The organism is uncultured Sphingomonas sp., from assembly GCF_964244235.1.
Classification (GTDB): Bacteria; Pseudomonadota; Alphaproteobacteria; order Sphingomonadales; family Sphingomonadaceae; genus Sphingomonas.
Genome location: NZ_CAXTII010000087.1, coordinates 1 through 11,233 on the forward strand (window position 1 = coordinate 1; position 11,233 = coordinate 11,233).

An 11,233-nucleotide genomic window follows, 5' to 3' on the forward strand; every position below is an offset into this window, starting at 1 on the left:
GCCGGGATCGATATCGCTCGAGGCGGGGCAGCCGACGGTCAACGGCATTCGGAACGTCATCCAGAGCTACCCGGAGTTCGAACGCGTCATTTCGACGCATGGTCGCCCCGACGACGGCACCGACGCCACCGGGTTCTTCAACGCCGAATTCTATTCGCCGCTGAAGCCCGCGTCGCAGTGGCCGGCGGGCGTCACCAAGGACAGTCTGACGGCAGAGATACAAGGCCGGCTGCACGCCCGTTATCCCGGCGTCGATTTCGAATTCTCGCAATATATCGAGGATAATGTCGAGGAAGCGTCGTCGGGCGTGAAGGGCGCGAATTCGGTGAAGGTGTTCGGCCCCGATCTCGCCACGCTGGAAACGCTGGCGGCCAAACTCCGCGACCGGATGGCCAAGGTTCGCGGGATCGCGGACCTGGGCATATCCGATTCGCTGGGCCAACCGACCGTTCGGATCGACATCGATCGCGCCGCCGCCGCGCGCTACGGCCTGACGCCCGACGACATCAACACCACCGTCGCCGCCGCGATCGGGGGACAAAGCAGTGGCGATCTGTACGAACGCAAGACCGATCGACATTTCCCGATCATCGTAAGGCTGCAGAATACGCAGCGCGACAGTCTCGAGGCGATCCGGCGAATTTCGATCGGGGCCCCTTCGCCCACCGGCACCGGTACGATCCCGGTACCGCTTTCGGAAGTCGCAACGGTCAAGCTGACCACCGGCGCGTCGTTCATCTACCGCGAGCATCAGGAACGCTACGTGCCGATCAAGTTCAGCGTCCGCGACCGCGATCTGGGCGGGGCGATCGCGGAGGCACGGGGCGGGATCGCGCATGACGTCGTGCTGCCGCCGGGCTATCACCTCGAATGGGCGGGCGAACTGGCGAACCTGACCAGCGCGGTATCGCGGCTGGAGGTCGTCGTGCCGATCAGCCTCGGGCTGATCGTGATCCTGCTCTACGCCAATTTCTCGTCGATGACGGACACGTTGCTGGCGTTCAGCGTCATCCCGATGGCGGTCGTCGGCGGCGTGCTGGCCCTGGCGTTGACCGGGACGGCGTTCAGCATTTCGGCGGCGATCGGGTTCGTCGCCTTGTTCGGGATCGCGGTCATGGATGGCATCCTGATGGTGACCAGCTTCAACCAGCGGATCGACGAAGGACATGACCGGCAGGATGCGATCGCACATATGGTGCGGACCAGCCTGCGCCCGGTCGTCATGACCTGCCTCGCCGCCGCGATCGGGCTGCTGCCAGCCGCGGTATCGAGCGGGATCGGCAGCCAGGTCCAGCGACCGCTCGCGTTGGTCGTCGTCGGCGGAATGACGCTGGCCCCGCTGCTGATCCTCCTGGTTCTGCCGGTCCTCATCGACCGCTTCTCCCGGCATGTGGGCGCACACGATCGGGGTGCGCACGGGCGCGATGTCGGGCACACGCATCCGGCCCCCGCGGAATGAAGCGGCTCATCGCCCTCGCACCGCTGATGCTCGCCGGCTGCGCGGTCGGCCCGCAGCATCCGACGACCACGCCGTCGCTGGCCCCCGCCATCGCGTCCGAACGGATCGCGCCGATTTCAGGGCCCGCACAGGACGTCGTCGCGGGCGCGTCGCCGAAGGCCGATTGGTGGACCGCGTTCGGCAGCGCCAAGCTCGACGCGCTCGTAGACCTGGCGCTCGCGAAGAACGAGGATCTGGCGCTCGCCGAAACGACGCTGCGCCAGGCGCGCGAGACGGCGGGCGCGATCGCCGGGGCCGCTCTGCCGCAGGCCGATGTCAATTATAACGTCGAACATGCCCGCGTATCGAACGCGCTGGCCACCCCGCTCGTCGACCCGAACGAAACGTTCTACACGCTGCACACCGCGCAGGTGTCGGTTACCTATCCGCTCGACCTGTTCGGCCTGCAACGCAACCGAAGCCGCTCGGCACGCGCACAGGCGGAGGTCGCCAGCGAGCGGCTACACGCCGCGCGAAAGACCGTCGTCGCCAACCTCGTCGCCTCGGTCATCCAATATGCCGCGCTCGGCGGCCAGATCGATGCGACGAACGCCGGCGTCGCGAGCAACCGGGATTTGCTGGCGATGCTGTTGAAGCGGCAGGCGCTGGGCGATATCGGTAATGCCGACATAGCGGCACAACAGGCTGCGCTTGCGACCGCGGAAAGCAGCCTGCCACCGCTGGTCCGCCAGCGCGAGCATCAGCGCACCGTCATCGCCGCATTGCTGGGGATCGCACCCGGGAGCACGCTGCCGCCGCTACCCGCCTTCGCGGAACTGTCGCTGCCCGCGGCCCTGCCCGTCGCCCTGCCCGCGGCGATCGTCGCCAACCGCCCCGATATCCGCGCCGCGGATGCGCAGATGCGTGGTGCCGGGGCGGACCTTGGCGCGGCGATCGCCGCGCGCCTGCCCAATCTCGTGCTCAGCGCGCAGGCCGGTGGCGCATCGCCGAATTTCGCCGACATGTTCGCCAGCGGCAATCCGTTCTGGACGCTGATCGGCGGGATCACGCAGCCGATCTTCCACGGCGGGACGCTACGTCGACAGCAGCGCGCCGCCGCCGCCGCATTGGACGGCGCGAAGGCGCAATACCGGTCTGCCGTGCTTCAGGCGTTCGCCGACGTGTCGGATGCGCTGACCGGGTTGCGGACCGATGCGGACCTGCTCGACGCGGCAACGCGCGCCGGCGAGGCCGCGGATCTGAATCTTGTCTATGGTCGGCGGCAATTGGCGCTTGGCGGGATCGGGACGCTGACACTGCTGAACGCCAGCGCGGTCGATGCGCAGGCCGCCGCCGCTCTGATCCAGGCGCAAGCGGCGCGACTGACGGATACGGTCGCTTTGTATCAGGCGGTCGGCAGCGGCATCGATGCGACGCCGGCCGCATCAGGCGCGCGGTAGATCCCCCGATCAACCGCGAGTCCTATCAACGGAAGTGGCTGTGATTACCCTTCCACGATCCGATCGGATGACCCGGATGCGACACGTGCCCGCCGCCGCCATGATGGCCCGCGTGCGCGGAGCTGAGTGCGAAGACCGTGAAGGTTGCCGATGCCGCCATCGCATATAAAAGCTTCATGATCGCCCCCGCTGACCGCCCTAACGCGTTCCTTGCCTGCATGACGCCGCCGATTGATGCGAGCCGCACCTGCCATCGTCAAAAAATGCATTTTCGTTGACGAATTATTGATCAATGATCCGGCGACGCCGCCGTCAGGCGGAAGTCGCGCATATGGAGGGGCGCGGACGGTCCGCACGTTGACAAGCGGAACGCCAGCCGTCCTTGATGACGAGATGACCGCAAGACGTACATATCGCCGATGACCACGCTAATCACCGGCGTCGCCGGGTTTATCGGCATGCACGTTGCGGATCGCCTGCTGGCACGGGGCGACCACATACTCGGGATCGACAATCTCAACGACTATTACGACCCGGCGCTCAAACATGCCCGTCTGGCGCAATTGTCCGAGCGATACGGCGACGCCTTCGCGTTCGCCGCCGTCGATTTCGCCGATATGGCGGCGCTCGGCACCATGCTGCATGGCGCGCGCTTCGATCGTATCGTCCATCTCGGCGCGCAGGCGGGCGTGCGCTATTCGATCGAAAATCCCGCGGCCTATGCGCAGTCGAACCTCGTCGGGCATGTCAACATGCTGGAGATCGCGCGCCACGCCGGGGTGGCGCAGATGGTCTATGCCTCCTCCTCGTCGGTCTATGGCGGCAACACGTCGCTGCCCTTCCGGGTCGAAGACCGCGTCGAGCATCCCCTGTCGCTTTATGCCGCCACCAAGCGCGCGGACGAATTGATCAGTGAAAGCTATGCGCATCTCTACCGCGTGCCGATGACGGGACTGCGCTTCTTCACCGTCTATGGCCCATGGGGTCGCCCCGACATGGCGATGTGGATCTTCACCAAGGCGATCCTGGCCGACGAGCCGATCCCGCTGTTCAATCACGGCCGGATGGAGCGCGATTTCACCTATATCGACGACATCGTATCCGGGGTCGTCGCCTGTCTCGATACCCCGCCGGCCGACGACGGTACGGAGAAACCCGGCGGCAGCCGCGCGCCGCACCGGCTGTTCAACATCGGCAACAACCGTTCGGAACGGCTCGGCGCCGTCATCGACCTGCTCGAGGCGGCGATCGGACGGAAGGCGGTGCGCAACAATCTGCCGATGCAGCCGGGCGACGTCGAGCGGACCTTTGCCGATATCGATCCGATCCGCGACGCGCTCGGCTTTGTACCGACGACCGCGATCGATGTCGGCGTGCCGCGGTTCATCGACTGGTATCGCGCCTATCATCGCTGCTGACCCGCAGCCGTTGACGCGACCGGCGGGCGAGCGCATCGCCCGCACGAACGACAGGAGCGCCCGATGAGCGACGACTATACCCCTCCCAGGATTTGGGAATGGAATGGGGAAAACGGCGGCCGCTTCGCCAGCATCAACCGCCCGATCGCCGGGGCCACTCACGACAAGGCCTTGCCGGTGGGCAAGCACCCTCTGCAGCTATATTCTCTCGCCACCCCCAACGGCGTGAAGGTGACGGTGATGCTGGAGGAACTGCTCGCAGCCGGTCATGACGGCGCGGAATATGACGCCTGGCTCATCCGCATCAACGAGGGCGATCAGTTCGGGAGCGGCTTCGTCGCGGCCAATCCCAACTCGAAGATTCCCGCGCTCGTCGATCATGGCGGTCCGGCACCGGTCCGGGTATTCGAGTCGGGATCGATCCTGCTTTACCTCGCGGAGAAATTCGGTGCATTCCTGCCGACCGAACAGCCGGCGCGTGCGGAATGCCTGTCCTGGCTGTTCTGGCAGATGGGCGCGGGGCCGCTCCTGGGCGGCGGGTTCGGCCATTTCTACGCCTATGCGCCGGTGAAGATCGAATATGCGATCGATCGCTACGCGATGGAGGTGAAGCGGCAGCTCGACGTGCTCGACCGGCGGCTGGCCGACAATGAATATCTGGGCGGCGATGATTATACGATCGCCGACATGGCGGCGTGGCCCTGGTACGGCGCGCTGGTACAGGGGCTGGTCTATGACGCCGCCGAGTTCCTTCAGGTGGACGGTTACACGCATGTTCGGCGCTGGACCGATGCGATCGCCGAGCGGCCCGCGGTGAAGCGGGGGCGGATGGTCAACCGCGCCATGGGCGATCCCGCAAGCCAGTTGCACGAACGCCACGACGCATCGGATTTCGATACCAATACGCAGGACAAGGTGTCGCCGCCGAACAATGCCGACTGAGACATCGATCGCGATACGACCGGTCGCTTGGTCGGACTGTCGTAATCTTGCGTGAGATAAGTTGCTGTTTTTTAACGTTCGTCTGGCATTAAAGCGGCTCGCTTAGGGCAGCCGCGAATGACCATGTCGCCAGTGAAATGCAGTGGGTGCCGGAACGGTGACGCGCTCGACTTCGCGATATCGATGGCGTTCCAACCGATCGTCGATCTCGATACACATCTGCCATTCGCCTATGAAGCCCTGGTAAGGGGCCCGAACGGTGAATCCGCGTACAGTATCCTGTCGCAGGTCACCGACAGCAACCGGTACGCGTTCGATCAGAAATGCCGCGTCAGGGCGATCGAAACCGCGACTGCGGCGGGGCTGCTCGACGGCGATGCCAGGCTGTCGATCAACTTCCTGCCGAACGCGGTATATTCACCCGCCGCCTGTATCGCGCTCACGCTCGCGACGGCGAAATCGGTAGGCCTCCCGTCATCGCGCCTGATCTTCGAATTTACCGAAAACGAGGAGATCGCCGATCCTGCGCACACCGCCAATATCGTCGCCAGCTACCAGCAGATGGGATTCGGAACGGCCCTCGACGATTTCGGTGCGGGGCACGCAGGCCTCAACCTGCTGGCTCGTTTTCAGACGGATTATATCAAGCTCGACATGGAATTGACCCGCGACATCGACACCAGCATGCCTCGGCGGATGATCGTGAATGCGCTGGTGCAGCTGGCCTCGGCGATGCGCATCACCGTCATCGCGGAAGGGATCGAGACCGACGCCGAACTTCGCGCGGTGCGGGACATCGGCGTTCGTTATGTCCAGGGATATATCTTCGCTCGGCCGCAGTTGGGAAGGCTGCCCGCGATCGCCGTCCCCAAGTTTACGACAGCGCTCCGCGCCTGATCCGATACCGCAGTCATTCGGCGTATCATCATCGATCGTGCAGGCCCTGCCGGCCTGACGCGCCTGGGCCATGCCGAGGTGCTTTTGCAACACCGGTATCGTGCGCTCCGCCAGCTCGCACCTCACGCTGAGTAACCGATTTCTCGAAACGATCGATCCGATCGAAGATGCCTACGGCGATCGGTCCGCCTTTCTTTGCTGCGACGCGGGTCCGCGCTGTTCATGGTGCGAACGCCAGCGTAGCGATGCTCCGACCATTCCGTGGAGCATCGAAGATGATTTCAAAGATCGCCCGTCACTGCGCCGCTCTGGCGGCGACGCTGACCACGACGATGGCGCATGCGCACATCGTCTTCGCCGACCCGGTCGGTATGGCCGGCAGTTATTATGCAGGCTTCCTCCGCGTTTCGCACGGCTGTGCCGGTTCGCCGACCACAGCGATCCGCGTCGAGATACCGGTGGGCGTCACCGTCGCACGGCCGCAGCCCAAGCCGGGGTGGACGCTGTCGATCGAGAAGGCCCCGCTGGCCGCGCCGATCCGGAGCGAGGACGGCGAGGTGCGCGAGCGGGTGGCCGCGATCACATGGTCCGGGCGGTTGGACCCGGATCAGTTCGATCAGTTCGGGATCATGCTGAAACTTCCTGCAGCACCGGGTCCGCTATACTTTCCGACCCTCCAGCAATGCGCGACGGGGCGCAACGCGTGGACCATGATCCCCGCCGCCGGCCAGCCCTGGCATTCGGTCAAGTCGCCGGCACCCGTCCTCGAGATAACACCCGCCGCACCGCATCCGGAGACGATGAAGATGTAGGTCCTGCCCGGGCGGCAGCCCGATGTCAGCGGTTGGAACGCAGGCCATACCCAGCCAAATCAGGCGACGTGCTCAAGGCTCGTATAACGAGGAGAATGGTGCACCCGGAGCGATTCGAACGCCCGGCCCTCAGATTCGTAGTCTGATGCTCTATCCAGCTGAGCTACGGGTGCACTGGAGCGGCGCTGATAGAAGCGGTTTGGCGGCGGTGCAAGTCCCGTTGCGCGATAAACGTGCGCCGCATACAGCGGTGCGCGATGAACCCGTCCCGTCTCCTGTTCGTGCCGCTCGCGGCGATGCTGCTGCTCGCCGCGTGCGCGCGCCCGACCGGGCGCGGAAATCCCTCGCTGGCGCCGCGGCCGATCGAGAAGACGAGCTTTGCCGATCCGGTGTTCGCTCCCATCCCGCCCATCGAGCCCGATCCGGCGCTCGACGCGGTGATTGCGACGACGGAAGGGCAACTCGGCACGATCGCGAAGGGATTTGCCGCAGACGCCGCCAAGGCCGAAGCGGTATCGCGTTCGGCAAGGGGTCAGGCGGCGGGGAGCGACAAGTGGCTCGACGCGCAGACCGCGCTCGGAACGCTCGACCAATGGCGTGCGCAGCTATCGGCGCTGTCGACGGATACCGAGGAACAGGCGATCACCCGCGCCTCGACGCTCGCGCCGCCTTATCCTGCGCTGGGGGCGTTGCAGGTGCGGATCGATACGGAGAACGCGGCGGAGACGGCGACGATCGCCAAATTGCAGGCGTCGTTGGCACCGGCGTGAGTCATCCCGGTTGAGGCCGATCGATCCGGTAGAGGCGGTCGACGATAAGACGCTGGGCCCGGTCTACATCGCGCGGATCGCGCTTATGCGCAGAACCATCGACCGCGGCGACAAGGTGGTCGCGTTAGGCCCAGGCGCAACCCTCACGACGGATATCAAGACGGGGCGGCGCTCGCTGCTGAGCTATCTTGTCAGTCCAGTCGAGCGAGCTGGATCGGAAGCGGGGAGAGAACGATGAAACGCCTAAGCCAGATCGCCGGAACCGCTTTTGGATTAATCCTGTCGTACATCGCGCCGACATTTGGCGGCAATGGCGTTGTAGGCGCCTCTGAGCCGCAAAGGAGACCAGCCTACAGAATGACCGTGCCCGAGTATTACATGGACGGCAACAAACCGGACATGGAAATACCGGTAAGTCCAACTGGTCGTGCATTGTGCAACGCGATCGTTGCCAAGATCAAGAACGCTCATAACATCGGCCAATATCGCGAGGGTGACGGCAGCTATCGTTTGCCTCCAGCGTTGGCAGGCGAGCCTTGGGTGCCCATGACGGCCAAGGAGTTTCCGCATCCGGACGGTCTTGGCTTCTGCGATAAGGGCTTGTCCTGCTACAGGTTTTACAAGACACAATTGTCAGATGACAAGAGTCACGAAGTTTCTGTAATTAAAGCTCGAGAGGCTCATGGTGGACTCGATGTCCCTACATATTTCTTGCGTGATGAACCTTTCGGCAAATTCCAGCGGACGATTAGTTCGATGGCGGACTTTAAGTCGGTTAGGATTAACAGTCACCTCGTAGCTGTTTCTTTATCACGGGACGGCTATAACTCTATTAGGAAGCTAAGACAGGGCTGGCGGAGGGCAACTATAGAAGCTGGCTTGGTATATAGTAAGGGGTTTTCGCCTCCAATAATAAGTAAGTATTGCCAAATAAACATTAGGCGCTTGGGTCGCTGAAAAGCTGATACTATCAACGGAGGATACGATGCGTTTCACAGCAGCGGATGTGTATTCCCTCACAAAACAGGTTTTGGCTTCTGCCAACTTCGAGGGGAAAAAGGGCTTTGTATATGTCGACACCGTGGGCGTACTAACAGTAGGAATAGGCTTTGCTTACAGACGAAACAAAAGACAATCAACATAGCGCATCTTAATGACTTTATAGATGTGGCGGCGCAGCGGATCGTCTTCGGCGAGGTCCGGATGATCGAAATCCTCGTTGACGACGCGCCGCATCCCCAGCCACTCCATCAAATGCCCGCTGCGCGTATTCATCGGAACCGTCATCGCGGCGATGTGACCCATGTCGAACGTATCCCAGCCCCAGGCAAGCGTCGCTTCCGCCGCCTCGCGGGCATAGCCGTATCCCCATGCGTGATGCGCCAGACGCCAGCCGATCTCGATGCCGCCTTCGATCGGCGTACCTTTCGGCCCCAATTGAAGGCCGCAAAAGCCAAGGAACATGCCGTCCGCCCGCCGCTCGATCGGCCAAAAGCAATAGCCGAACAGCGACTGGTTGACGATCCGTCCGGCGACGAGGCGCTCCGCCGCCGCGCGGTCGTAGAGCGGGCCGAGATACGCCATGACGCGCGCGTCCTGGCCCATCGCATGCATCGCGTCGGCATCCGCCTCCCGCCACTGACGCAGGATCAGCCGTTCGGTCTCGATCACCGGATCACCCACCCAGCAACCGCGCAGCATGGGCCGCATGATACGTAAGAACCCCCGAACACCCCGCACGCTTGAACGCCAGCAGCGTCTCGAGCACCACCGCGTCACGCTCCGCCGCGCCGGCCGCCACCGCGGCCTCGATCATCGCATACTCGCCGGACACCTGGTACGCGAAGACCGGCACCTCGAACCGCTGCTTCACCCGGACCACAATATCGAGATAGGGCAGCCCGGGCTTCACCATCACGCTGTCAGCGCCCTCGTCCAGGTCGAGTGCGACCTCGCGCAGCGCTTCCTCGGCGTTGGCGGAATCCATCTGGTATGTCTTCTTGTCGCCCTTCAGCAGCCCGCGCGTGCCGACCGCGTCGCGGAAGGGGCCATAATAGGCGCTGGCATATTTGGCGGCATAGGACATGATCTGGACGTTGTGGTGTGCATCGGCCTCGAGCGCGGCGCGGATCATGCCGATGCGGCCGTCCATCATGTCGCTGGGCGCGATGATGTCCGCCCCCGCCGCCGCCTGGTTCAGCGCCTGCCCGACCAGCACCTCCGCGGTCGCGTCATTGATCACATAGCCGGCTTCGTCGACCAGCCCGTCATGCCCGTGGCTGGTATAGGGGTCGAGCGCGACATCGGTCAGCACGCCCACCTCCGGCACCGCATCCTTCAGCGCGCGGATCGCGCGACACATGAGGTTGTCGGGGTTCAGCGCCTCGCGGCCATCCGCGGTTCGCCGGTCGGCCTGCGTATAGGGGAACAGCGCGACGCACGGAATGCCGAGGTCGCGGGCCTCCTTCCCGCGCGCGACGATCCGGTCGACCGACCAGCGCGACACGCCGGGCAGGCTGGCGATCGGTTGCTCGACGCCCTCGCCTTCGCAGACGAACAGCGGCCAGATCAGGTCGGCAGGGGTGAGGATCGTCTCGGCATGGAGCCGGCGGCTCCAGGCGCTCGCGCGCGTGCGGCGAAGGCGGATGGCGGGATAGCTGGACATGCGGGCCCATGTGCGCAATCGCCGCGCGCCACGCAAGCTACCCGACCGGCATCGGCTTTCCCGTCGCCTGCGCGTCCGCGATCGTCTCCTCCTGCGCGGGCGCGGGTCGGCCGACCAGCTTCAGCTTGCGCCAGCCGCCGAAGCGATAATAGGCGATCGTCAGCAGCATCGAGGCAAGCGAACCCGCGGGGAAGCTCCACCAGATCGCATCCGCACCGATCGTCGGCTCGAACGCGGTCGCCAGCCCGAACCGAACCGGGAACATCGCCACCGCCAGGATGACGAGCGGCCCGACCACCGCGCCGTTCGCACGCACCGTCGCGGCCAGGACCATCGACACGCCGAACAGCACGAAGCTCCACCCCGCGATCAGGTTGATCCGCGCCGCGATACCGATCGCCGCGGGGTCCTGACCGAGAAACAGCCAAAGCACGTGGCGGTCGAGCAGCGTCAGGGTCGCCAGCAACGATCCGGTCAGCGCCAGGTTCATGACCAGCCCCGCACGAGCGATCCGGTCGACCCGGTCCCAGCGCCCGGCGCCGATATTCTGCGCCACCATCGCGCTGACCGCCGCGCCCACCGCCATCGCGGGCATCTGGATATAGGTCCAGAGCTGGTTCGCCGCCCCGTACGCCGCGGTCGTCACCGTGCCGTGCCGGTTGACCAGCCCGATCATCGCCAGCGCCGACGTCGAGACGACCAGCATCTGGAGCCCCATCGGAAAGCCCTTGACGATGATCGTCCCCAACAAACCGCGTTCGGGCATCAGATAGCGAAGCTCGTCGCCGCGCAGCCGGATCACCAAATCCTTACTGTAGATATAGCCGATGA

Annotated in this window: 12 protein-coding genes and 1 tRNA gene; 9 read left to right on the plus strand and 4 right to left on the minus strand. The window is 64.4% G+C overall.

The window, feature by feature from the left end; genetic code table 11:
• The 7 genes from ACFE7D_RS12400 to ACFE7D_RS12430 form a co-directional block, all read left to right on the plus strand.
• On the plus strand, positions 1–1,459 hold a 1,459-nt coding region (locus ACFE7D_RS12400), incomplete at its 5' end, for an efflux RND transporter permease subunit (protein ID WP_375395729.1).
• On the plus strand, positions 1,456–2,898 hold the full coding sequence (locus ACFE7D_RS12405) for an efflux transporter outer membrane subunit (protein ID WP_375395730.1): 1,443 nt from the start codon (positions 1,456–1,458) through the stop codon (positions 2,896–2,898). The genes ACFE7D_RS12400 and ACFE7D_RS12405, both read left to right, overlap by 4 nt.
• A gap of 137 nt (positions 2,899–3,035) precedes the next feature.
• Positions 3,036–3,176: a hypothetical protein gene (locus tag ACFE7D_RS12410; RefSeq protein ID WP_375395731.1), complete on the plus strand. Its 141-nt coding sequence runs from the start codon at positions 3,036–3,038 to the stop codon at positions 3,174–3,176.
• A 141-nt stretch (positions 3,177–3,317) separates the two neighbouring features.
• Complete coding sequence (locus tag ACFE7D_RS12415; RefSeq protein WP_375395732.1) at positions 3,318–4,316, plus strand: NAD-dependent epimerase/dehydratase family protein; 999 nt, start codon at positions 3,318–3,320, stop codon at positions 4,314–4,316.
• Between the two features lie 63 nt (positions 4,317–4,379).
• On the plus strand, positions 4,380–5,258 hold the full coding sequence (yghU, locus tag ACFE7D_RS12420; protein WP_375395733.1) for a glutathione-dependent disulfide-bond oxidoreductase: 879 nt from the start codon (positions 4,380–4,382) through the stop codon (positions 5,256–5,258).
• Positions 5,259–5,441: 183 nt separating this feature from the next.
• Positions 5,442–6,155 carry an EAL domain-containing protein gene (locus ACFE7D_RS12425; RefSeq protein ID WP_375395734.1) on the plus strand — a complete coding sequence of 238 codons (714 nt, stop codon included), beginning with the start codon at positions 5,442–5,444 and terminating at the stop codon, positions 6,153–6,155.
• A gap of 275 nt (positions 6,156–6,430) precedes the next feature.
• Entirely contained in the window at positions 6,431–6,967 is a 537-nt protein-coding gene (locus ACFE7D_RS12430) for a YcnI family protein (protein ID WP_375395735.1), read from the plus strand.
• Positions 6,968–7,063: 96 nt separating this feature from the next.
• On the opposite strand, the gene ACFE7D_RS12435 is transcribed toward ACFE7D_RS12430, so the two are convergent.
• Positions 7,064–7,140, minus strand: a tRNA-Arg gene (locus ACFE7D_RS12435).
• An 84-nt stretch (positions 7,141–7,224) separates the two neighbouring features.
• Here ACFE7D_RS12435 and ACFE7D_RS12440 point away from each other — a divergent pair.
• Together ACFE7D_RS12440 and ACFE7D_RS12445 are read left to right on the plus strand one after the other, a co-directional pair.
• Positions 7,225–7,737: a hypothetical protein gene (locus ACFE7D_RS12440; RefSeq protein ID WP_375395736.1), complete on the plus strand. Its 513-nt coding sequence runs from the start codon at positions 7,225–7,227 to the stop codon at positions 7,735–7,737.
• Between the two features lie 234 nt (positions 7,738–7,971).
• Positions 7,972–8,694: a hypothetical protein gene (locus ACFE7D_RS12445; RefSeq protein WP_375395737.1), complete on the plus strand. Its 723-nt coding sequence runs from the start codon at positions 7,972–7,974 to the stop codon at positions 8,692–8,694.
• 156 nt (positions 8,695–8,850) lie between these two features.
• Here ACFE7D_RS12445 and ACFE7D_RS12450 read toward each other — a convergent pair whose 3' ends face one another.
• The 3 genes from ACFE7D_RS12450 to ACFE7D_RS12460 all read right to left on the minus strand — a co-directional run.
• Positions 8,851–9,420, minus strand: a complete 570-nt coding sequence (locus tag ACFE7D_RS12450) for a GNAT family N-acetyltransferase (RefSeq protein ID WP_375395738.1) — start codon at positions 9,418–9,420, stop codon at positions 8,851–8,853.
• On the minus strand, positions 9,413–10,402 hold the full coding sequence (gene hemB, locus ACFE7D_RS12455) for a porphobilinogen synthase (RefSeq protein WP_375395739.1): 990 nt from the start codon (positions 10,400–10,402) through the stop codon (positions 9,413–9,415). Before hemB ends, ACFE7D_RS12450 begins: the two co-directional genes overlap by 8 nt.
• 37 nt (positions 10,403–10,439) lie before the next feature.
• Positions 10,440–11,233, minus strand: a 794-nt coding sequence (locus tag ACFE7D_RS12460) for an MATE family efflux transporter (RefSeq protein WP_375395740.1), incomplete at its 5' end; no start/stop codon positions are given.

Bases quoted from the DNA above. Each gene is read 5' to 3' on its own strand.
- ACFE7D_RS12405 (WP_375395730.1), top strand. From the start codon at position 1,456: ATGAAGCGGCTCATCGCCCTCGCACCGCTGATGCTCGCCGGCTGCGCG.
- ACFE7D_RS12415 (WP_375395732.1), top strand. From the start codon at position 3,318: ATGACCACGCTAATCACCGGCGTCGCCGGGTTTATCGGCATGCACGTT.
- yghU (WP_375395733.1), top strand. From the start codon at position 4,380: ATGAGCGACGACTATACCCCTCCCAGGATTTGGGAATGGAATGGGGAA.
- ACFE7D_RS12425 (WP_375395734.1), top strand. From the start codon at position 5,442: ATGGCGTTCCAACCGATCGTCGATCTCGATACACATCTGCCATTCGCC.
- ACFE7D_RS12430 (WP_375395735.1), top strand. From the start codon at position 6,431: ATGATTTCAAAGATCGCCCGTCACTGCGCCGCTCTGGCGGCGACGCTG.
- ACFE7D_RS12440 (WP_375395736.1), top strand. From the start codon at position 7,225: ATGAACCCGTCCCGTCTCCTGTTCGTGCCGCTCGCGGCGATGCTGCTG.
- ACFE7D_RS12445 (WP_375395737.1), top strand. From the start codon at position 7,972: ATGAAACGCCTAAGCCAGATCGCCGGAACCGCTTTTGGATTAATCCTG.
- hemB (WP_375395739.1), bottom strand. From the start codon at position 10,402: ATGTCCAGCTATCCCGCCATCCGCCTTCGCCGCACGCGCGCGAGCGCC.